Consider the following 20,370-nt stretch of genomic DNA (forward strand, 5'->3'; position numbering starts at 1 on the left):
GGCGGGGGACCTGCGGCGGGCCGACCGCGCGGTCCGCCCGCGTGACGATAGCCGAAGCGGTCGCCGGGTGGTCGCCGCCGAACGGGCCCGCCGGCGGTGTCGGGCGCGCCGGCGGAGCCGCCGGCACCCCCGCCCGGGCCCGGAAGGGGGCTGTCGAAGCGAGTGCCTCCGGTCACAGGGGTAGCCTCGTGGGCGTGTACCGGTTCCTGCTGACGCCGCGCTGGCTGGGCATTCTCGCGCTGACCCTGGTCGCCGCGGCGGTGATGGTGCTGCTCGGCAACTGGCAGCTGGACCGCTACCACGGCCGTACGGAGGTCAACGAGCGGATCGACGCCGGCCTGCGGATGGCCCCGGTGCCGCTGCGTGACGCGCTGCCCGCCCCGACCGGCGGCAGCGGCACGGCCGGCCCCGCCCCCGCCGCGGAGAAGGCCTGGACCAAGGTCACCGTGACCGGCCGCTACGACCCGGCGAACGTGGTGCTGGTCCGGGGCCGCTCGGTGGACCGCACGGTCGGCTTCGAGGTGGTCACCCCGCTCGTGCTGGCCGACGGCACGGCCGTGCTGGTGGACCGGGGCTGGATCCCGCCGGCCCGCGGCGGCGACGCGACCGTCCAGCCGGACGTGCCGGCCCTCCCGTCCGGCGAGGTCACCGTGACGGGACGGGTGCACCTGAGCGAGAGCGGCTCGGTCGCCGTGACCCGGCGGGACGGCAAGCTGGAGACCCGGCGGATCGGCGTGCCCCGGCTGGCCCGGGAGCTGCCCTACCCGGTGCACGGCGCGTACCTGCTGCTCGACGAGCAGACCCCGGCGGCCGACCCCGCCTTCAGGGACGTGCCGGTCGGATACACCAACAACTGGCAGAACTTCGGCTACGTCGTGCAGTGGTGGATCTTCGCCGCGATGACCCTGTTCGGCTACGGCTGGGTGGCCCGCCGGGAGGCCCGTCGGCTGGCGGGCGTGGAACCGCGGCGGCCCGTCGACCGGGCCGCCGAGCCCGCGCCGCAGGGCGCCGCCTGACCCGCCGCGCCAGCCCGCCCCGCCGGCCCGCTCAGCCGGTGACGCGGCCGGCGTGGATGGCGCGTACGGCGTCGATGGTGTCGGCCTCCGCCGCCGTCTTGTCGTCGCGGTAGCGCACCACGCGGGCGAAGCGCAGCGCCATCCCGCCCGGGTAGCGGGAGCTGGTCTGCACCCCGTCGAAGGCGATCTCGACCACCTGCTCGGGGCGGACCCGCACCACCCAGTCGCCGCGCTCGACGGCGAGGGCGAGGAAGCGCTCGGTCTGCCAGCGCAGCAGCTCGTCGGTGAGACCCTTGAACGTCTTGCCGAGCATGACGAAGTCGCCCGTGCGCGGGTCGCGGGCGCCGAGGTGCAGGTTGGACAGCCAGCCCTGACGCCGGCCGCTGCCCCACTCCACCGCCAGCACCACCAGGTCGAGGGTGTGCCGGGGCTTCACCTTCACCCAGGCGGCACCCCGCCGGCCGGCGTCGTAGGGGGCGTCGGGCGCCTTCACGACGACCCCTTCCTGGCCGGCGTCGATGGCGGCGGCGAACGCCTCGCCGGCCCGTTCCGGGCCGTCGACCTCCATCCGGCCGACCAGCAGGGAGGCGTCGACCGCGGCGTCGAGCGCGGCCCAACGCTCGCGGCCGGGCCGGTCGACGAGGTCGTCGCCGTCGAGGTGCAGCAGGTCGAAGAAGTACGGCGTCAGGACCGTCCCGCCGGTGGTCGCGGCGGCGGCGCGCACGGCCGGAGCCACCGGGGCGCTTCCGGAACTGCTCGGCGTGGTGCGCCGCGCCGCCCGGCTCGACGTCTGCTGGAAGGGCAGCGGCCGGCCCGTCTCGTCGAGCCCGATCGCCTCTCCGTCGAGCACCAGCTCGCGGGCGGGCAGCGCCCGCACGGCGGCGACCACCTCCGGCACCCGGGCGGTGATGTCGTCCAGGCTGCGGGTGAACACGGCGATGTCGTCGCCGGAGCGGTGCACCTGGATCCGGATGCCGTCGAGCTTGACGTCGACCACGGCGGGGGTGCCCGTGGCCGCGAGCGCCTCGTCCACCGAGGGCGCGCTCTGGGCCAGCATCGGCGCGAGCGGGCGGCCGACCTGGAGCCCGAAGGCGCCCAGCGCCGCCGCGCCCCCGTCGAGCGCGGCGACCGCGACCGCGCGCAGGTCACCGGCGAGCAGCAGCGCCCGGCGTACGGCGGCGAGCGGCACGTCGGCGGCCCGGGCGACCGCGTCGGCGAGCAGCCCCGCCTGCGCGCCCTGGCGCAGCTCGCCGCTGAACAGGCCGGTCAGCAGCCGCTGCTCCTCGGCGGTGGCGGCGGCGTAGAGCGCGCCCAGCAGCGCCCGGCGGCGGGCCTGGGAACCGGGCCCGCGCACGGACGCGATCTCGTCGATGGCCGCGTCGACGGCGGCCACGGTCAGGGTCGGCTCGGCGGCCGGCGGCGGCAGGTCACGCAGGCTCGCCCAGCCCACCCCGGTCTGCCGCTGGCGCAGCTCGCCGGCCAGCCAGCCGGCGCCCGCCGCGACCTCGGGCGGGTCGAGCGCCCGCAACGCGGCGGCGAGCAGCTCCACCTTGGTCCGCCGGGCCCGGGTGGCGCCGACGGCGGCGGAGGTGGCTGCCAGGTCGAGGAACCGCACGGGCTCCATCCTGCCAGCCACCTCCGACACGACCCCGGGCATTGCCGTGCCCGGGCGCCGGGAAACCTCCGCCCGCCAGGGGTGGGCGGGTCAGGCCGAGACGGGTTCCTCGATGCGCAGGCCGCGGGCGCGGATCTCCTCGGCGACCCGGGAGAGCACCGTGTCGAGAGCGACCAGCGCGGCGGACAGGTCGCCGAGCTGTTCCTTGAGCGTGTCCTCGGACCACGCGGAGACGTCGACGTCCCCCAGGGCGCTGACGGCGGCCTCGAGCCGGCCCATCACCTCATTCGTACGCATGTTCGAGAGGCTATAACAACCCGACCGCCGACACACCGCAAACGCCCACATCGACGGCGAAGTTACGGTTCCGACACCTAACGCCCGGCGACGCCCGCCTCGGCGACCTTCTTGAGCAGCAGCGCCTCGGCCAGGCAGACCCGGGCGAACTCCCCGAGGTGCAGGCTCTCGTTCGGGCCGTGCGCCCGGGCCTGCGGGTCCTCCACGCCCGTCACCAGGATCGCCGCGCGCGGGAACATCTCCTGGAAGGTGGCGATGAACGGGATCGAACCACCGATGCCGAGGTCCACCGGGTCGGTGCCGTCCCAGGCGGTCCGGAACGCCGAGCGGGCCGCGTCGAACATCGGGCCGGACGCGTCGATGACGCACGGGTCGCCGTCGTGTTCGAAGGTGACGCTCACCCGCGCACCCCACGGGGCGTGCTTCTCCAGGTGGGCGCGCAGGGCCGCGTACGCCCGCTTCGGGTCGTCGCCCGGCGCCAGCCGTACGCTCAGCTTGGCCCTGGCGGCCGGCACCAGGGCGTTCGGCGCCTCGGCGGTGGCCGGGGCGTCGATGCCGAGCACCGCGAGGGCCGGCTTGGTCCAGAGCCGGTCGGTGATCCGCCCGGTGCCGATGAGGCCCACGCCCTCGGCCAGCCCCGCCTCGGCCCGGAACCGGTCCTCCGGGTAGTCGACGCTCGCGCCCTCCCGGCCGACCAGCCCGTCGACCGCCACGTCGCCGGCGTCGGTGTGCAGGGTCGCCAGCAACCGCGCCAGGGCGGTCAGCGCGTCCGGCACCGCCCCGCCGAACATGCCGCTGTGCACGGCGTGGTCGAGGGTGCGCACCTCCACGAAGCAGTTGACGATGCCGCGCAGGCTGGTGGTCAGCGCCGGTACGCCGATGTCCCAGTTCGCGGAGTCGGCGATCACGATGACGTCCGAGGCGATCTCGTCGCGGTGCGCGGCGAGCAGCCGCTCCAACGAGTCGGAGCCGTACTCCTCCTCGCCCTCGATGAAGAGCACCACGCCGACCGGCAACGCGTCCCCGTACGCGCGCAGCGCCGCCACGTGCGCCATGATGCCGGCCTTGTCGTCGGCGGCGCCCCGGCCGTAGAGCCGGCCGTCCCGCTCCACCGGCTCGAACGGGTCCGACTCCCACAGCGTGAGGTCGCCGACCGGCTGCACGTCGTGGTGGGCGTAGAGCAGCACCGTCGGCGCCCCGGGCGGGGCCGCCTTCCTGCCGATGACCGCGGGCTGGCCGCCGGAGCGCACGATCTCGACGTCGAGACCGCAGCCGCGCAGCAGCTCGGCCACCGCCTCGGCGGAACGCTCCACGTGCGAGTGGTCGAAGCCCTCGAACGCGATGCCGGGGATGCGGACGAGGCGTTCCAGGTCGGCGCGGACCCCGGGCAGCTCCCGCTCGACGGCAGCCCGGACCTCGGACTCGGACATGATCGGTGTGGTCATGACCGGCATCGTATGCCGGCCTTACCGACCGCACCGCCCGAGCCCGGCGCCGGGGCTATCGGGAGGGCACGCCGGTCAGGCGCGACGGGTCGGTCCCGGCCCGTCAGACGGCCGCAGCAGCGGCGCACGCGGCAACGCCGGCGACGTCACGCCGCCTTGACCAGCGTGGCCCGGCTGGTCGACGGCAACGAGGCCGCCAACGGCGGCGCACGCGGCGGGCCCGCCATCTCGCCGGGGTCGACGGGCGCCGCCAGGTCGCCCCCGGGCGACGCCCCCGCCAGGTCACCCCCGGGCGACGCCCCCGCCAGGTCGCCCCCGGGCGACGGCCCTCAGCGGCGGCGCACGTAGTAGCGGTCGGCGTCGTGCGGCAGGCGCGGGGCGCCGTCGACCACCAGGTCCGCGCGCGCCTCGGTGCCGTCGGCGGCGAAGTGCGACCGCTCCCCGAGGTGCCAGCGACGCAGCTCCGGCAGGATTTCCGGGCCGTCGCGCTCCAGCGCCCGGGCCAGCCGCAACGGCGCCGGGGCGGTGACGAAGACGGCCAGGGTGAGGTCCGCGGTGGCGGCGGCCCGCGCCGCGCTCACCCCCTCGACGAGGAGCACCGGCGCGACCGGCACCGGCACCGGGCGCGGCACGAAGGCCCGACGGACCCAGCTGTACCGGCGGTACGCCCCCGGCCGGCCGGCGCGCAGCGGCCCGAGCACCCAATCCTCCAGCCGGGGCCAGAAGGTGAGCTGGTCGTCCCAGCCGTCGAGCAGGTCGTCGGTGTGCACCACCGGCGGCCGGCCGCCGCCGGGCAGGGCGGCGAGGGCGTCCGCGAGCCGCGCCGCGAACGCGCTCTTGCCCGCGCCGCTCGGCCCGTCCACCGCCACCAGCCGGGTCCGCCCCAACCGCGCCGGCCCGGCGAGCACCCGCCGGGCCAGCCGGTCGTACGCCTCGACCACCGCCACCGCCACGTGGCCGACGGTAACCAGGCCGGATCCCCGGCCACCGCGCGGGCCCGCGATGACGGGCGGCCCAGCGGCGGGCCGCGCGGACGCCGGACCGGGCCGGGTCACCGGGTTGTCGCCGCGGCTGGCGGTGCTCCGATCGGGGGTCGCCCGAACGAGCGTTCGTCGGGTACGCCGGGGCGTTCGTCGGGCGGAGCCCGGGACGGGGCGGGATGATCTGCTGGTGTCCCACAGCGTGATGAGTCCGGGCGTCGACGCCCTCCTGGAACAGGCCCGCGCCGGGGTACGCCGGCTGACCCCGCACCAGACCGTCGAGGCGGTCCGTACCGGGGCGTTGCTGATCGACACCCGCACCGACGCGCAGCGGCAGGAGCAGGGCGACCTGCCCGGCGCCATCGTCATCGACCGGACGGTGCTGGAGTGGCGCCTCGACCCGGCCAGCGCGTGGCGGATCCCGGAGGCCACGGCGTACGACCAGCGCATCGTGGTGGTGTGCCGCCAGGGCTACAGCTCCAGCCTCGCGGTCGCGAGCCTGCGGGCGCTCGGGCTGCACCGCGCGACCGACATGATCGGCGGCGTGCAGGCGTGGCGCGAGGCGGGGCTACCCATGTCCGACCGCCCCGCCGACATCCGCCGCTGACCGGCCCCGGCCCGCCAACCGACTACCCCACCCACCCACCCGGCCGCCCACCCGGCCGCCCGCCCCGCGCCGCGCCCCTGCCCCATGCCCCGCGCCTCATGCCGCGCCCCGCGCCTCATGCCCCATGCCGGTGATCAAGAGGTTTGCGTCCTGGTTCGTGGCTCCACGGGGCGCAAACCTCTTGATCACTCTCGCCAAGGGGCGGGGGTGGGAGCCCGCGCGGGTGGGCGGTGGGGCGGTGGACGGTGGGGCCGTGGGCGGTGGGTCGGGTTCAGGGGAGTTGTGGGGCTCCGGGTGGGATGAAGGGGAGGCCGGCGGGCGGGCCGGACTCGACGAGGCGCCAGAGGGCGTCGGTGTCGAGGTGCTCCTCGACCAGGTCACCGAGCAGGTCCAGGGAGCGCGCGCGGGCGGCGGCGAAGGCGGTGTCCGGGGCCACCGTGAAGCCGGTGCGGCCGGCGAGCCGGGCCACCTCGGTCAGGAACCGGCGACGGAACCCGTCGGACTCGAAGGCGCCGTGCCAGTGGGTGCCGTGCACGGCGCCGACCACGGCTCCCTCGCCGCTGCCGTCCGCGCAGGTCAGCAGCGGGGTCAGCGCCGGGTCGGCGTGTGAGACGTACCCGTGGTGGATCTCGTAGCCGTGTACCGGGACGTCGCCGCGGGCGGTGCCGACCGACTGCCGGACGGTCTTGCGCGGGTCGAAGGTGACCTCGATCGGCAGCAGGCCCAGCCCCGGCACGCTGCCCTGCCGGCTCTCCACCGGGTCGTGGATCGCCCGGGCCAGCATCTGGAAGCCGCCGCAGATGCCGAGCAGCGGCTTGCCCGCCGCCGCGTGCGCCAGGACGGCGTCGGCCAGGCCGGTCTGTCGCAGCCAGGCCAGGTCGGCAACGGTCGACTTCGAGCCGGGCAGCACGACCAGGTCGGCGGCGGCCAGTTCGGCCGGCTCGACGGTCAGCCGGACCCGTACGCCCGGCTCGGTGGCGAGCGCCTCGACGTCGGTGGCGTTGCTGATCCGGGGCAACCGGACCACGGCCACGTCCAGCCAGTCGGTGCCGCGCGGGGCCGCCGGTCGGCCGAGCACCCGGCCGTACGCGAGCGAGTCCTCCGCGTCGAGCCAGAGGTCGAGCGCCCAGGGCAGCACCCCGTACGTCGGTCGGCCGGTGACCTGGCGCAGCATGTCCAGCCCCGGCCGGAGCAGCCCGAGGTCGCCCCGGAACTTGTTGATCACGAAGCCGGCGATCAGCGCCTGGTCGGCCGGGTCCAGCAGTGCGAGGGTGCCGAACATCGAGGCGAAGACCCCGCCCCGGTCGATGTCGCCGACCACGATCGTGGGCAGTCCCGCGTGCCGGGCCAGGCCCATGTTCACGTAGTCGCCGGCCCGCAGGTTGATCTCCGCCGGGCTGCCGGCGCCCTCACAGATCACGACGTCGTACGCGGCCCGCAGCTCGGCGAGCGCCGCGTACGCCGTCTCGGCGAGCCGGGGCCGCAGCTCGCGGAAGTTGCCCGCGGTGACCGTGTCGACGGCCTCGCCGAGCAGCACCACCTGGCTGGCCAGGTCGCTGCCCGGCTTGAGCAGCACCGGGTTGAACCGCAGGTCGGGGGCGAGACCGCAGGCGGCGGCCTGCATCGCCTGCGCCCGCCCGATCTCGCCGCCCCGGCCGTCCGGGCCGACGACGACGGCGGAGTTGTTGGACATGTTCTGCGCCTTGAACGGCGCCACCTTCACGCCCCGGCGGTGCAGCCAGCGGCAGATTCCGGCGGTGAGCACGCTCTTGCCGGCGTCGGAGGTGGTGCCGGCGACCAGCAGGCCGCCGCTCACCGCCCGCTCCCCCGCCCCGCCGCCGCCACAAGGCGCCGCCCGACACCGACCCGATCGACGACGCGCCGCCCGAGGACGCCGCGACCGACGCCGCTTCGGCCGTCGCCGGCCCGCCCGAGGACGGATCGCCCGACGAGTTGGCCGAGGACGGATCGGCCGGCGACGCTCCGGTGCGCGGCCCGGCGCCCGACGGCGCCCACCAGCCGGCCGAGGGTCAGCGGGTACGCGGCGGCCAGCCCGAGCGCGGCCAGCCCGACCGCGCCCGAGATCCGGGCGGCCCGCTTGAGGTGCCGCGCCTCGGGGCGGGGGCCGTCACCGAGGAACGGGCGCACCTCGGAGCGCCCGAAGTAGACGTTGCGGCCGCCCAGCCGTACGCCGAGGGCGCCGGCCATCGCCGCCTCGCACTGCCCGGCGTTCGGGCTGGGGTGGTCGTTGCGGTCCCGGCGCCACACGCGCCACGCCCGTTCCCGGTCGCCGTGCGCGGTCGGCGCGACCGCGACGGTGAGCAGGCCGGTCAGCCGCGCCGGCACCAGGTTGAGCAGGTCGTCGAGGCGGGCGGCGGGGGTGCCGAACCGGGCGTACCGCGGCGAGCGGTGGCCCACCATGGCGTCGAGGGTGTTCGCCGCGCGGTAGCCGAGCAGGCCGGGCAGCCCCGCGACGGCGCCCCACAGCAGCGGCGCGACGACCGCGTCCGAGGTGTTCTCGGCGAGCGACTCCACGGTGGCGCGGGCCAACTCGGGCTCGTCGAGCGCGGACGGGTCCCGGCCGCAGAGGTGGCCGAGCCGCTGCCGGGCGGCCGGGAGGTCGCCGGCGCGCAGCGCCCGCCCCATCACGGTGGCCTCGTGCCGCAGCGTGCGCCCGCCCAGCACCGTCCAGGTGCCGGCGGCGACCAGGGCGGCCCGGGCCACCGGCCGGCGCCGGGTGGCGACCGTGGCGGCCACGCCGAGCAGCACCGGCCCGCCGACCGCCAGCGCGGTGAACGCCGCTCCGGCAAGCCGGTCCGGACGGTACGTCCGCCGCTCCAGTGCCCCGGCGGCACGGCCGAAGCCGGCCACGGGGTGGTACCGGCGGGGGTCTCCGAGGAGCGCGTCGAGGGCGTACCCCGCAACCAGTCCCGCCGCGGTCGCCACCGGCGTCGCCTGTCGCACCCGCCACCACCTCCGGCCGGCCAGCCTAGCTGAGCGCCCAACCCGTCCCCGGCCGAACACCCGTGCCCCGGCGACCGTCGCCCCCGATCGCCCGGGCCGCGCCGGCCACTCCGCCTCCCCCGATGGCCCACGGCCCGGTCGACCGCTTGACCGGTCGGGCGATCGGGCGGTCGGGCGGTCGAGCTGGGGGCAGGAGAAGGGCGCACCGCCCACCGCTCACCCGCTTAGTAGGACGACTCACCGGAGCGGACCGGGGACACGCGGGGTGACGACGGCACCGCCGGCGCCACCCCGCCCCCGTCGTGTCACCCGGGCGCGGGCGGTCACACGGGTTGCGGCACCCGCCCCCGGCTTCGGCGGCCCCGGCCGGCCGGGGAGACCCCCGCCTCGGCCCCCTCGGACGACGGGACCGAATCCCCCACGGCCACGTCGCCCCGACCACTCGGGGCACCCGCGGCGTCCTCCGGTGCGTCGGTCACCGGCGTCGGGCCGTCGGCCTCCGGCTCCGGCCCGTCGGGCTCCCCGCCGTGGGGCTCGTCCGTCGGGTCGTCGAAGGGGTCGAGGGGACCGTCGACGGTGGCGTCGGCCGGCAGGCCGTGACCGGCGAACGCGCCGAAATCGGGCTCGAAGTCGTCGTCGAGCGGTCGGCGGTCCGGCAGGACGGGGGCGTCCTCGTCCGGCACCGGCTCGGTCGTCTCGCCGTGCACCCGGTGCTCGGCCTCGGCGTCCTCGACGGTGCTGGTCGTCATCGTCGGCCGGTTGCGCTGGAACCGGCTGCGGCCCCGGGACAGGTCGTGGCCGACGGCGACCGCCTCCAGCTCGTAGAGCGAGCGGTGGTTGCCGGCGTCGTCCGTCCAGTCGCGGGTGTAGAGCCGGCCGCAGACCACCACCGGGTCGCCGACCATCACCGAGGCGGCCACCCCCTCGGCGAGCTTGCGCCAGCAGTTGACCCGGACGCGCAGGCTGTTGCCGTCGACCCAGCGCCCGCTGTCGCGGTCGAGCCGGCGGGCGGTCGAGGCGACCTTGAAGTTGGCCACCAGGGTGTTGCTCTGGGTGGTGCGACGCCACTCAGGCGCGGTCAGCACGTTGCCCACGATCGTGACGTAGGTGTCGAACATCGTCCCTCCAGGGGGAGATCGGGCTTGCCATCGCGAGTCGACTCGGTGCCGAGCCTGGGCCCTCGGCGTGGGCATCGCCAGCACCGCGCGCCGGCCTGTGGACAACCGGACCGCCTGTGGACAAGAACCTGATCAAGGGCCCGGTGTGCTAGGGCGACCCTGGGGAGCCCGCACGATCGGCTCGACGATCAGGAGACGGAGCCGCGCTCCGGGTGCCACCACGGACGGGGCGACACGTCACGTTCCGGACGGAGCCCGGCGGGGTATGGATTCGATCAACCGCACCGCCGACAGCACCACGAACGAGAGGTCAGCGATCATGAAGATGACCAGCACCGCAGCCACCATCGTCTCCGGCGAGGTGCGGCGATGAGCGCCGTCGCCAACCCGGCCACCGTGGCGGAGTGCCTGCGGGTCGGCGCGGGGTTCTCCCAGGGCGACCGGAACTGGATCGCGGAGCAGTTCGCCACGCTCGACTCCCGGCTGGCCGGCTTCCACGCCGACGCCACCGAGTTGGAGGTGTCGGTCAAGGACCGGGAGGCCAGGGGCCAGAAGGTCACCCTGGAGTGCTGGATCGCCGGTCGCCAGAAGATCGTCACCACCTCCGCCGAGGAGGACCTGCACGCCGCGCTCAACGACGTCCGGGACGACCTGCGGCGGCGGCTCAACGACGCGAAGACCAAGCAGGAGCCGCGGCACAACAAGCACCTGCGCGACGTGCCCCCGCCGGCCGCCGAGGTCGAGCCCGACACGGACCCGGCCCGCGCCGAGGCCGAGACCGTCTGACGCGTACGCCCGAGGCCCCGTCCGCCGGGTGCGGGCGGGCGGGGCCGGGCAGCGCCCAGGGCTACCGCCCGGTAGCTTCCCGGCGTACCGTCGCGGTCGTGGAACCGGACGTGCTGGGCCCGCCGTACGAGCGGCAGACCATCGACCTGGGCACCGACGACGAGGGACCGGTGGTCGCCACCCTGGTCCGTCGCCGGGCCGACCGCCCGACGGGGCGGGCCGTGCTCTACGTGCACGGCTTCACCGACTACTTCTTCCAGGGCCACCTCGGCGACTTCTTCGCCGAGCGGGGCTGGGACTTCTACGCCCTCGACCTGCGCAAGTACGGACGCAGCCTGCGGCCCCACCAGACGCCGAACTTCTGCCGCGACCTCAGCGACTACTTCCCCGAGCTGGACGCCGCCGCGCGGATCATCCGCGAGGACGACGGGCACGACACGCTGCTCGCGATGGGCCACTCGACCGGCGGGCTGATCCTGCCGCTGTGGGCGCACGCCCGCCGCGACGCCGGGATCATCGACGGGCTCTTCCTGAACAGCCCCTTCTTCGACATCAACGCCCCGTGGCTGGTACGCCGGCCGCTCGCCGCCGCCGTCGGCCGGCTGGGCCGCCGGGCGCCGCGCCGGGTGCTGCCGTTCGGGCTGGGCACGGTCTACAGCGAGAGCATCCACGCCGAGCACCACGGCGAGTGGAACTACGACCTGACCTGGAAGCCGCTCGCCGGATTCCCCGTCCGGGCCGGCTGGCTGAACGCCATCCGCACCGCCCAGCGGCAGCTGCGCGTCGGCCTGGACATCCAGGTGCCGGTGCTGCTGGCCTGCTCGACCCGCTCGTTCAAGGGCACGAAGTGGCACGAGTCGGCCGCCCTCGCCGACGCCGTCCTGGACGTCGAGCACATGGTCCGCTGGGCGCCCCGCCTCGGCCGGCACGTCACCGTGGCACGCTTCGACGGCGGCATGCACGACCTCACGCTCTCCGGTCCCACCGTACGGGAGAAGGTCTTCCAGGAGGTCGGACGCTGGGCCGACGCGTTCTTCGACGCCGGGCCGACGGTCCGCGCCGGGGAGCGCCCACCGGCGAGCCGGCAGCCGGCGGACGAGGCCGACCCGGCGGACGCCCCCGCCCAGGGCGGCTGAACGCCGGCCGCCGACAGCCCCACGCGCCGCCGGCCGCCCATTCACCGCCGGCCGCGCCGCGCGCCGTCGGGCTCACGCCGTCGGGCTCACGTCGCGTCGACGGCCTCGCGGATGCGGTCGAAGGTCGCCAGCGGGTGGCCGCCGTCGCCGGCCGGCAGCACCAGGCCCAGGCACCGCAGCCCCGGCTCGCCGTCGCCGCCGGCCTGCACGCCGAAGACCGGCGCGCCCACGTAGCCGGCCGGCAGCTCCGCCAGGAGCCGCACGGCGTCCCCCACCCGCGCCACCCGCTCGATCGCCACCTCCAGCGGCCGGGCGCCGCCCGCGCCGACGCCGTGGGCGAGCACGACGGCGGAGCCCGGCTCCGCGCCGATCCGGGCGATCGCGTCCCGATCGGCCGCGATCGCGCCCGGCACCTGTTGGGTACGCCACCGCCAGCCCTCCCCGGCGGCGTGCTCGTGCAGGCCGACGGTGGGCATGACGGCGACGCCGAGATCCTCGTGGTGCCGCCACCGGTCAGCGAGGTCGGGCAGGGCCACGGCGTCGGCGGCCACCCCGGCCGGCTCGGTCACGCTCGCCCGCAGCCCGATCTCCCCCGCGCCGGATCGCGTGAGCGCGTCGGCGGTCAGCAGGTACTCGCGCCCCTGCCCGGTGAAGAGGAACGCGGTGCCCTCGCCCCGGTCGCCGTCCCCCGTCCCGGCGTCGGTCCGGCGGATGGGCAGGATCGCGCGGCCGAGGAGCTGGCACAACTCGTACGCGACGTCGTTCTCGATCTCCGGGTCAAGCAGCACCAGCCGAGGGTACGACCCGCCGCGTCCGGGGCCGCGCGGGTGCCGGAACCCGGGTGACCGGCACCGGAGGCGCGTGCGACCCTGGTCCGCGACGTGGCACGCGACCACCCGTTCCACCGGTCACCCGGTGAGCGGCGGTACCCTTCTCGCGCGACACGCACGCGCGCGCCCGTAGCTCAGCGGATAGAGCAGGGGACTTCTAATCCCAAGGCCGCAGGTTCGAATCCTGCCGGGCGCACCCACACACAGCAGGCTTGACCTGCTGCTTCTTGCCCTTCTTGAGATCTTTCTTAGCGCCATCCTTTGATGGCTTGGCCCCATGTGAGCCCGAGGCGAGCCCGGAGGTGCTTGGTGGCCCGACGAGGCACAAGCCGGGCCGTAGCCTCGCTGCCTCCATAGCGAGATCCCCCGAATCAGAGGCATCGGCGGCAGGCCAGGGCAACGTCCCGACCGGATCTACGCCGACCGGGGCTACGACTTCGACTGCTACCGCCGCGAGCTACGCACACCCGTCATCGCCCGACGCGGCACCGGCCACGGCTCCGGCCTCGGCACCCGACGCTGGGTCGTCGAGCAGACCATCGCCCTGCTGCACTGGTTCCGCCGCCTCCGGATCCTTTGGGATCCGAGACGACATCCACGAAGCACTCCTCACCCTCGCCTGCGCCATCGTCTGCTAGCGCCGACTCCAACGCTCAAAGAGTTAGGAGTTCTTACTACCGCCTCGGTCCTCCATGCTGCCTCCATCCATTACTCAGGCCCGGCTCGTCAACGTATTGACTTCCGTAACTGACCTAATAAAGGATGACGTGCAAGCGCTCCCATCGATCTCTTAGCACCAGCGAGGAGATCAGATGAAAGATCGTCATGTACTGCTGGCCGCCGCCGCCACCAGCATGCTGATGCTGGGTAGCATGGCAACGGCCAGCCTCCCCGCCGCAGCGGCCTCTACCGGCTGCGCGGTTGAATACACGGTGCAGAGCCAGTGGCCGGGCGGGTTCACCGCCACTGTCGCCGTTACCAACCTCGGCGACGCGGTGTCGAGCTGGAAGTTGGCCTTCGACTTCCCCAGCGCGAGCCAGAAGGTCACCCAGGGCTGGGGTGGCACCTGGACCCAGGCCGGCACCCGGGTGACGGCCGCCAGTATGAGCTGGAACGGATCACTGGGCACCGGCGCCTCGACCTCGATCGGGTTCGGTGGCTCGTGGAATGGCACGAACCCAATACCCGCGTCGTTCGCCCTCAACGGCACCACGTGCACCGGGTCGGTGACTTCGCCAACCACGAGCCCGACCACCCCTCCGCCCACCACCCCTCCGCCCAGCGGGGCGGCACCGGAGCTACGGGTGTCCGGAAACAAGATCGTCACCACGGACGGCAAGCCGTACCGACTGCTGGGCGTGAGCCGGTCCGGCGGGGAGTTCGCCTGCGTGCAGGGCAAGGGTCTGTGGGACTCCGGGCCGGTCGACCAAGCCTCGGTCGACGCGATGAAGACCTGGAACATCCACGCCGTGCGCGTCCCGCTGAACGAGGAATGCTGGCTCGGCGTCAACGGCTCACCCAGCGGCGCCACCTACCAGCAGGGCGTCAAGGACTACGTGAACCGGCTCGTCGCCAATGGCATCAACGTCATCCTCGACTTGCACTGGACGTGGGGGGCCTACCCCGACAGCCCGGACTGGCACTGCAAGGACGAGCACGCCACCTGCCAGAAGCCGATGCCGGACGCGCGGTACGCCCCCCAGTTCTGGACCGGCGTCGCCAACGCGTTCAAGGACAACGACGCGGTCGTGTTCGACCTGTTCAACGAGCCGTACCCGGACATGCCCGCCGACTGGAACAAGACCCTGGGCTGGCAGTGCCTACGTGACGGTGGCACCTGCGCCGGCCTCCCCTACGAGGTAGCCGGCATGCAGGACCTCGTCGATGCGGTCCGGGGCACCGGTGCCACCAACCTACTCATGGTCGGCGGCCTCGAATGGACCAACGACATGCGGGAATGGCTGACCTACAAGCCGAACGATCCGCTGAACAACATCGCCGCTTCCTGGCACGCGTACAGCTTCAACGCCTGCGCCAGCCAGTCCTGCTGGGACAGCCAGATCGCACCGCTGACGCAGCAGGTGCCGGTCGTGCTCGGCGAGTTCGGCCAGGACGACTGCGGCTTCGACTACATGCAGCGGCTGGTGAACTGGGCCGACTCGCACGACGTGAGTTACCTGGCCTGGACCTGGAACCCGTGGGGCTGCACCGGTGGCGCCGTGCTCATCAAGGACTGGGCCGGCACACCGGAGCCCGGCCTCGGCGAGGGTTACAAGGCCCACCTGCTGACCCGGAGCCCGTACGGGGATCAATTCGTACGCGAGCCCATCATCGCGGGCGGCTCGTAGCGTTGCGCGGACGTGTCGGCGGGTGGTCGGGCCGACCGGGCGACGCAAACCAGGGCGTCGGGCCTCCAGGGAGCGACCAGTCGGCAGAGGCCGAGCGAGCGTAATCGATGTATATCAATGTAACATTTTGTGAAGTGACGGGTCGCTGACGACCTGTCGGGGCAGCGCCGCCTCCACCGTACGAAACCGACAATGTCTAGGGAGAACAGACCGTGAACGAACATCGGGAGGGGCGGCTACGGACGCGATGGCGGCGGGCAGCCCGATCCGCCGTCGTGGCGGCGGCCTCCATCGGGATCACCGTGCTGGCCGTCGGGCTTACGGCGGGTGCGGCGACGGCGGGCGTCAGCTCTGCCGACCGCGGCACACCGAACGCCTCCTTCGCCGCCGGGCCGGTGTCCCGGGTCGCCGCAGGCGATCTGCACACCTGTGTGATCCGCACCGACGGAGCACTCTGGTGCTGGGGCAACAACTTCTACGGCCAGCTTGGCGACGCGACCACGACGGACCGGACCGCTCCGGTCCGGATCGGCGACGCCAACACCTGGGCGCGTATCGACGCCAGCATGAGCACCACCTGCGCGGTACGCACGGACGGATCGCTGTGGTGCTGGGGCAGCAACCACAACGGGCAGCTCGGCGACGGGACGACCACGAAACGGAGCAGCCCCGTACGGATCGGCAACGGCACCACCTGGGCCAGCGTCAGCACCGCCGCCAATCACACCTGCGCCGTCCAGACGACCGGTACCCTGTGGTGCTGGGGCCTGAACCGCCACGGGCAGCTCGGCACCGGCGCGACCCCCCTTCTGGCGACCACTCCGGTGCAGGTCGGCACGGCGACCACCTGGGCGAGCGTCACGACCGGGTACGCGCACACCTGCGCCACCCGCGCCGACGGGACCCTGTGGTGCTGGGGCAGCAGTTCGGACGGGCAGCTCGGTCTCGGCATCCGGGACTACCGGGCGACACCGACGCAGGTGGGCACCGCGACCACGTGGACCGGCGTGACGGCCGGGTACGTGCACACCTGCGCGGTCCGCGCCGACGGGACGCTGTGGTGCTGGGGCGAGAACGGGTACGGCCAGGTGGGCGGGGGCGTCGGCTTCCAGACCACCCCACTCCAGGTCGGCACCGCCACCACCTGGGCAAGGGTCGAGACGGGCATCGACTCGTCGTGCGCGACGCGCACCGACGGCAGCCTGTGGTGCTGGGGCAACAACGCGTCCGGGCAACTCGGTGACGGCACCACCACCCACCGGTCGACCCCGACCCGGGTCGGTAGCGCCACCACCTGGACGGACAGCCTCGCCGCGTCCCACCACGCCTGCGCGTTGCGCACCGACGGCAGCCTGTGGTGCTGGGGCGACAACTCGTTCGGGCAGCTCGGCGACGGCACCACCACCCACCGGTCCACCCCGGCACAGGTCGCCCTGCCGGGCTGACCGCCACCGTGGACGAGCGGGGCCGTCGGTCCGCGCCGCTGCCGCGTCGGCGACGGCGCGGACCGACGGCACCCTCCATCAGCTGGTGTCGAGGAGAGCGGAAGTACCTACCAGAACGTGGTCCTCGTCGCGAGCTGCTGGACCGAACCTCCCGGTGGTGCTGTAGCCCAGCGTCAGCGGAGTCGGACGTCGAGGGCCGGGAAGTCGTACCAGCTCAGCTCGAAGGACGACCCGGCCTCCGGGACCACCGGGAACAGGCCCCAGCTCTCCACCCGCTCGCCCGGCGCGATGCTGAAGGACTCGTCGGGCCGCGTCTCGGTGCACCAGGTGGACTCGGGACGCACGGTCCGGCCGTCCGACAGGACGATCCGCGAGGAGGTGCGGTCGACCTCGGCGGTCGGGCAGCTCACCGGCCACGCGACGGGAGAGCCGTTGCGGTACGTGAGGTTCAGCCGCAGCTTGCCGCCGGTGACCTCCGCGCTGACCAGCGTGACGGTCAGGCCCGACTGGCGGTAGACCGACTGGTCGAGCGGGTACGTCCGGGCTGCGGGCTGCGACGGCGACGGGCCCGAGCCGCTGGCCGGAGAGCCCACGGAGGGGCCGCCAGTGGTGGCAGCGGCGGTGGTGGCGGCGACCGTTCCGGACGTGGCGGGGTCGGCCGACCCGGACGCGGTGCGGTCGGCCAGGTACCAGCCACCGAGGGTGCCGACGACGGCGAGGCACGCCGTCGCCGCGACGACGGCGAGCAGGCCCACGTACCTCTTCTGCACGATCGGCTCCCGGCTGGGTGCGGCGGCGATGGCGTGAAGGTAGCACCAGGGTCCAAAGTCGGCGGTACGTCGGAGGCACGGCGTAGCGTCGGGGCATGGACGTCGACTGGAACGGTGAGCTGCTCGAACAGCTCGACTGGCACTGGCGGCTACAGGCCCGCCCGCGCCTCGACGGATTGACCGACGCCGAATACCACTGGGAGCCCTTGCCGGGCGCCTGGGGCGTCCGGCCGCGCGGGCGCAGCACCGCCCCGCTGGCGGTCGGGCAGGGCGACCACGTGATCGACTTCGCGATGCCGCAGCCCGAGCCCGCGCCCGTCACCACGATCGCCTGGCGGCTCGGGCACCTCGTCGTGGGGGTGTTCGGCACCCGCGTCGCCGCCCACTTCGGCGGTCCCCCGGTGGACTACGGCTCCTTCGCGTACGCCGGCACCGCCGACGCGGCGCTGGCGCAGCTCGACGAGGCGTACGACCGCTGGGTCGCCGGGGTGCGCGGCCTGGGCCGCGACGGCCTGGCCCGGCCGTGCGGCCCGGCGGAGGGGCCCTACGCGGACCGGTCGCTGGCGACGCTCGTGCTGCACATCAACCGGGAGGCCATCCACCACCTCGCCGAGGTGGCGCTGCTGCGCGACCTGCACCTGCGACTCGGCTGACCCCGGCGGCACGCCCCGGGGGCATCCGGTGCGACCCCGGGTGCCATATGCTGCGCCGGTTGTCACGGGGCGCGGGAGGACCACATGCGACGCTGGCTGGGCGTCACGGCTTCGGCCGCGCTGGTCGTGGCGGCGGTGAGCGGGTGCGGCACGCCGGCCGGCACGGACGGGGACCTGACCGACGACTGGCGGCCGGTGGCCGAGGCCCGCCAGTTCGCGCCGCAGACCGGCGAGTGCCACGTGGTCGCCGAGCCGACCGCCTACCTCACCAGTCACCAGCCGGTCGACTGCGCGAAGGCGCACCTGGTCGAGACCTTCCACATCGGCACGTTCACCGGCGACCTGGCCGCCCGCCCGATCCCGCCCCGCGTCGGGTCGGCGGCGATGCGGTCCGCGTTCGCCGAGTGCGACGCCAGGGCCAAGGAGTTCGTCGGCGGCGAGTGGCGCGACGCCCGGTTGTCGGTGCAGGTGGCGCCCACGTCGCCGGCCGGCTGGACGGGCGGCAGCCGGTGGTACCGGTGCGACCTGTTCGAGCTCGACGCGGTGAGCGGCGCCAACGGCGACAACGACCGGCCCGTCAACCGGGCGGGCAGCCTCCGTGGCGTGCTGAGCGCGGCCACCCCGCTGCGGTACGGCTGCGCCGAGGAGGACGAGTGGTCGAACCTGCTCGCGGTGCCGTGCACGAAGGTCCACCGCTTCGAGTACGTGGGCGTCTGGACCGCGCCCGACGTGTCCTACGACGACGCGACGAAGGACGAGGACGCCGTCCACGCCAAGTGCCGGCCGGTCATCGCCCGCTACGCGAAGGTGGCGGTCGACGGCATGCTCCGTTACCGCACGGGCAGCACGTACCGGTTCCCGTCCGAGGAGGCGTGGGCGCGCGGCGACCGGGGGGTGCGCTGCTGGTACTGGTCCAGCGGGAAGAAGCTGACCCGCTCGATCGCGGGCGGCGGCACGAAGGTCCTGCCGATCAACTGACCGGGCGTCCGCGGGAGCGGTGCGGGCGGGTCACCGTTTCCGTCGGCGGCCCGGATCCGCACCGGGAAGGGCTGACCGGCCGGCGACACGGCAGGCACCGAGGGTGATCGCGGGCGGTCGCTCGTGCTATTCTCCGGCGTCGATCCCCCGTTTTGGCCCGGATCGGGTCGTTGTCGCAGAAGGACCCTCTTTCCCGATGCCGGCCGTTGCCGCACCGACCACGTCGCCCACCACGCTGGACACTCCGGCCGGCGGCGCGTTCATTCTGATCTTCACCCGCCTGCCGGCGCTGCTGCGCCTGGCCTGCGGCCTGGTCGGCGCGGTGGTCGCCCTGTCGGTGGGTACCCCGCCCGTCGAGCCGGCGCTACTGGTTCCGGCCGTCGCGGCCCTGACCGCCTGGTCGGTCTGGTACGCGTTCCGCGCGCTGCGCCACGGCATCGGCCGTCCGATGGTGCTCGGCGACGTGGCGCTGACCGCCGCCGCCTGCCTGGCGATGCCGGTGCTGGTCGCCCCGGAGGTGCTGCCCGGCGAGGTGAGCTGGATCGCGGTGCTGGCCAGCACCACGGTCCTCAACGCGCAGGCCAACGCCCCCATCGGTTGGTCGGTTCCGGCGGGGCTGTTGGTGACGGCGGCCTACGCGACCGGCGCGCACGCCGCCGGCCAGCCCGACGAGGCCGCCGCGCACGCGGTGACGCTGCTGGTGCAGACGGCCTGCGGCGCGCTGATCACCGCCATCATGCGGCGGCGGATCGGTCGGGCCGACGACGCCTTCGTGGCGCACCAGCGGCTCACCCGGGAGGCGCTGGTCGCCCGGACCGCGCGGGACGCGGAGCGGCGGCAGAACCGGGATCTGCACGACACGGTGCTGGCCACCCTGACGATGGTCGGGCTGGGCGCGGTCGCCGGCCCGTCCGCCGCGCTGCGCGAACGGTGCGCCGCCGACCTGCGTACCCTCACCGCGCTGGCCGACGCGCGGTCCGCGCCCGAGGAGGGGCCGGTGCCGCTGGACGGGCGGCTGCGGGCGGTGCTCGCCCGGCTGCCCGAACTGCCGGTCAGCACCGAGCTGGCGCCGTGCGTCGTGCCCGCCCCGGTCGCGGAGGCGCTCGCGGAGAGCACGTACGCGGCGCTGTCCAACGTGCTCCGGCACGCGCCGGGCGCGTCCGCCGCGCTGCGGCTGAGCCGGGTCGCCGGCACCGTCGTGGTCGAGCTCGCCGACGACGGTCCGGGTTTCGACCCGGCGGCCGTTCCCGCGCACCGGTACGGGCTGCGCGAGTCGGTACGCGGCCGGATGTCCTCCGTCGGGGGGCGCGCCGAGATCGACTCGCGCCCCGGCGCCGGTACCCGGATCCGGTTGGAGTGGTCCAGTGTCGACTGAGGCGACG

Annotated in this window: 18 protein-coding genes, 1 tRNA gene and 2 pseudogenes; 12 read left to right on the forward strand and 9 right to left on the reverse strand. The window is 74.6% G+C overall.

The window, feature by feature from the left end; translation table 11 throughout:
* The first annotated feature begins 188 nt into the window (after window positions 1-188).
* Entirely contained in the window at window positions 189-1,016 is an 828-nt protein-coding gene (locus AB0883_RS27360; RefSeq protein ID WP_366644199.1) for an SURF1 family protein, read from the forward strand.
* Window positions 1,017-1,047: 31 nt separating this feature from the next.
* Here the strand turns inward: AB0883_RS27360 and AB0883_RS27365 are convergent, their stop codons facing one another.
* From AB0883_RS27365 to AB0883_RS27380, 4 genes are all read right to left on the reverse strand, one after another.
* A complete protein-coding gene (locus AB0883_RS27365; RefSeq protein ID WP_366644200.1) occupies window positions 1,048-2,640 on the reverse strand; it encodes an ATP-dependent DNA ligase in 1,593 nt (530 codons plus the stop codon).
* Between the two features lie 81 nt (window positions 2,641-2,721).
* Window positions 2,722-2,928: a hypothetical protein gene (locus AB0883_RS27370; RefSeq protein WP_121399432.1), complete on the reverse strand. Its 207-nt coding sequence runs from the start codon at window positions 2,926-2,928 to the stop codon at window positions 2,722-2,724.
* Window positions 2,929-3,005: 77 nt separating this feature from the next.
* Window positions 3,006-4,358: a dipeptidase gene (locus AB0883_RS27375; RefSeq protein WP_366644285.1), complete on the reverse strand. Its 1,353-nt coding sequence runs from the start codon at window positions 4,356-4,358 to the stop codon at window positions 3,006-3,008.
* Between the two features lie 344 nt (window positions 4,359-4,702).
* Entirely contained in the window at window positions 4,703-5,326 is a 624-nt protein-coding gene (locus AB0883_RS27380) for a hypothetical protein (RefSeq protein ID WP_366644201.1), read from the reverse strand.
* A 232-nt stretch (window positions 5,327-5,558) separates the two neighbouring features.
* Here AB0883_RS27380 and AB0883_RS27385 point away from each other — a divergent pair, with 232 nt between their 5' ends.
* Complete coding sequence (locus AB0883_RS27385) at window positions 5,559-5,960, forward strand: rhodanese-like domain-containing protein (protein WP_121400090.1); 402 nt, start codon at window positions 5,559-5,561, stop codon at window positions 5,958-5,960.
* A 271-nt stretch (window positions 5,961-6,231) separates the two neighbouring features.
* Here the strand turns inward: AB0883_RS27385 and AB0883_RS27390 are convergent, their stop codons facing one another.
* The 3 genes from AB0883_RS27390 to ssb form a co-directional block, all read right to left on the reverse strand.
* Window positions 6,232-7,776, reverse strand: a complete 1,545-nt coding sequence (locus AB0883_RS27390; protein ID WP_366644202.1) for a cobyric acid synthase — start codon at window positions 7,774-7,776, stop codon at window positions 6,232-6,234.
* Window positions 7,773-8,924 carry a cobalamin biosynthesis protein gene (locus AB0883_RS27395; RefSeq protein WP_366644203.1) on the reverse strand — a complete coding sequence of 384 codons (1,152 nt, stop codon included), beginning with the start codon at window positions 8,922-8,924 and terminating at the stop codon, window positions 7,773-7,775. The genes AB0883_RS27390 and AB0883_RS27395 overlap by 4 nt, the downstream gene beginning before the upstream one ends.
* A gap of 323 nt (window positions 8,925-9,247) precedes the next feature.
* The gene (gene ssb, locus AB0883_RS27400) at window positions 9,248-10,042 is read right to left on the reverse strand and encodes a single-stranded DNA-binding protein (RefSeq protein ID WP_366644204.1); all 795 of its coding nucleotides are present in this window, start codon (window positions 10,040-10,042) and stop codon (window positions 9,248-9,250) included.
* Between the two features lie 369 nt (window positions 10,043-10,411).
* Between ssb and AB0883_RS27405 the strand changes: the two genes are divergently transcribed.
* Window positions 10,412-10,828: an HPF/RaiA family ribosome-associated protein gene (locus AB0883_RS27405; RefSeq protein WP_366644205.1), complete on the forward strand. Its 417-nt coding sequence runs from the start codon at window positions 10,412-10,414 to the stop codon at window positions 10,826-10,828.
* A gap of 98 nt (window positions 10,829-10,926) precedes the next feature.
* On the forward strand, window positions 10,927-11,964 hold the full coding sequence (locus AB0883_RS27410; protein ID WP_366644206.1) for an alpha/beta hydrolase: 1,038 nt from the start codon (window positions 10,927-10,929) through the stop codon (window positions 11,962-11,964).
* Between the two features lie 86 nt (window positions 11,965-12,050).
* On the opposite strand, the gene AB0883_RS27415 is transcribed toward AB0883_RS27410, so the two are convergent.
* On the reverse strand, window positions 12,051-12,752 hold the full coding sequence (locus tag AB0883_RS27415; protein ID WP_366644207.1) for a hypothetical protein: 702 nt from the start codon (window positions 12,750-12,752) through the stop codon (window positions 12,051-12,053).
* Window positions 12,753-12,917: 165 nt separating this feature from the next.
* Here AB0883_RS27415 and AB0883_RS27420 point away from each other — a divergent pair.
* From AB0883_RS27420 to AB0883_RS27440, 5 genes and pseudogenes are all read left to right on the forward strand, one after another.
* Window positions 12,918-12,990: transfer RNA gene (locus tag AB0883_RS27420), tRNA-Arg, on the forward strand.
* A gap of 165 nt (window positions 12,991-13,155) precedes the next feature.
* A pseudogene (locus AB0883_RS27425) lies at window positions 13,156-13,432 on the forward strand (transposase); the annotation flags it as partial.
* Window positions 13,433-13,666: 234 nt separating this feature from the next.
* A pseudogene (locus AB0883_RS27430) lies at window positions 13,667-13,951 on the forward strand (cellulose binding domain-containing protein); the annotation flags it as partial.
* A 147-nt stretch (window positions 13,952-14,098) separates the two neighbouring features.
* Window positions 14,099-15,142 (forward strand): cellulase family glycosylhydrolase, encoded by a 1,044-nt coding sequence (locus AB0883_RS27435; RefSeq protein WP_366644286.1) that lies wholly within the window; start codon window positions 14,099-14,101, stop codon window positions 15,140-15,142.
* A gap of 212 nt (window positions 15,143-15,354) precedes the next feature.
* Complete coding sequence (locus AB0883_RS27440; RefSeq protein ID WP_366644208.1) at window positions 15,355-16,587, forward strand: hypothetical protein; 1,233 nt, start codon at window positions 15,355-15,357, stop codon at window positions 16,585-16,587.
* Between the two features lie 173 nt (window positions 16,588-16,760).
* Here AB0883_RS27440 and AB0883_RS27445 read toward each other — a convergent pair whose 3' ends face one another.
* Entirely contained in the window at window positions 16,761-17,357 is a 597-nt protein-coding gene (locus tag AB0883_RS27445; RefSeq protein ID WP_366644209.1) for a hypothetical protein, read from the reverse strand.
* Window positions 17,358-17,452: 95 nt separating this feature from the next.
* Here AB0883_RS27445 and AB0883_RS27450 point away from each other — a divergent pair, with 95 nt between their 5' ends.
* The 3 genes from AB0883_RS27450 to AB0883_RS27460 all read left to right on the forward strand — a co-directional run bounded on the left by AB0883_RS27450 (window position 17,453) and on the right by AB0883_RS27460 (window position 20,363).
* A complete protein-coding gene (locus tag AB0883_RS27450; protein WP_366644210.1) occupies window positions 17,453-18,010 on the forward strand; it encodes a DinB family protein in 558 nt (185 codons plus the stop codon).
* Between the two features lie 84 nt (window positions 18,011-18,094).
* Entirely contained in the window at window positions 18,095-18,988 is an 894-nt protein-coding gene (locus AB0883_RS27455; RefSeq protein ID WP_366644211.1) for a septum formation family protein, read from the forward strand.
* A 196-nt stretch (window positions 18,989-19,184) separates the two neighbouring features.
* Window positions 19,185-20,363 carry an ATP-binding protein gene (locus tag AB0883_RS27460; protein WP_366644212.1) on the forward strand — a complete coding sequence of 393 codons (1,179 nt, stop codon included), beginning with the start codon at window positions 19,185-19,187 and terminating at the stop codon, window positions 20,361-20,363.
* The last annotated feature ends 7 nt before the right edge of the window (window positions 20,364-20,370 follow it).

Origin of the sequence: Micromonospora sp. NPDC047812, assembly GCF_040704175.1 — a bacterium.
Lineage (GTDB): Bacteria > Actinomycetota > Actinomycetes > Mycobacteriales > Micromonosporaceae > Micromonospora.

Bases quoted from the DNA above. Each gene is read 5' to 3' on its own strand.
- AB0883_RS27365 (WP_366644200.1), bottom strand. From the start codon at position 2,640: ATGGAGCCCGTGCGGTTCCTCGACCTGGCAGCCACCTCCGCCGCCGTC.
- AB0883_RS27370 (WP_121399432.1), bottom strand. From the start codon at position 2,928: ATGCGTACGAATGAGGTGATGGGCCGGCTCGAGGCCGCCGTCAGCGCC.
- AB0883_RS27375 (WP_366644285.1), bottom strand. From the start codon at position 4,358: ATGTCCGAGTCCGAGGTCCGGGCTGCCGTCGAGCGGGAGCTGCCCGGG.
- AB0883_RS27385 (WP_121400090.1), top strand. From the start codon at position 5,559: ATGAGTCCGGGCGTCGACGCCCTCCTGGAACAGGCCCGCGCCGGGGTA.
- ssb (WP_366644204.1), bottom strand. From the start codon at position 10,042: ATGTTCGACACCTACGTCACGATCGTGGGCAACGTGCTGACCGCGCCT.
- AB0883_RS27405 (WP_366644205.1), top strand. From the start codon at position 10,412: ATGAGCGCCGTCGCCAACCCGGCCACCGTGGCGGAGTGCCTGCGGGTC.
- AB0883_RS27450 (WP_366644210.1), top strand. From the start codon at position 17,453: ATGGACGTCGACTGGAACGGTGAGCTGCTCGAACAGCTCGACTGGCAC.
- AB0883_RS27455 (WP_366644211.1), top strand. From the start codon at position 18,095: ATGCGACGCTGGCTGGGCGTCACGGCTTCGGCCGCGCTGGTCGTGGCG.
- AB0883_RS27460 (WP_366644212.1), top strand. From the start codon at position 19,185: ATGCCGGCCGTTGCCGCACCGACCACGTCGCCCACCACGCTGGACACT.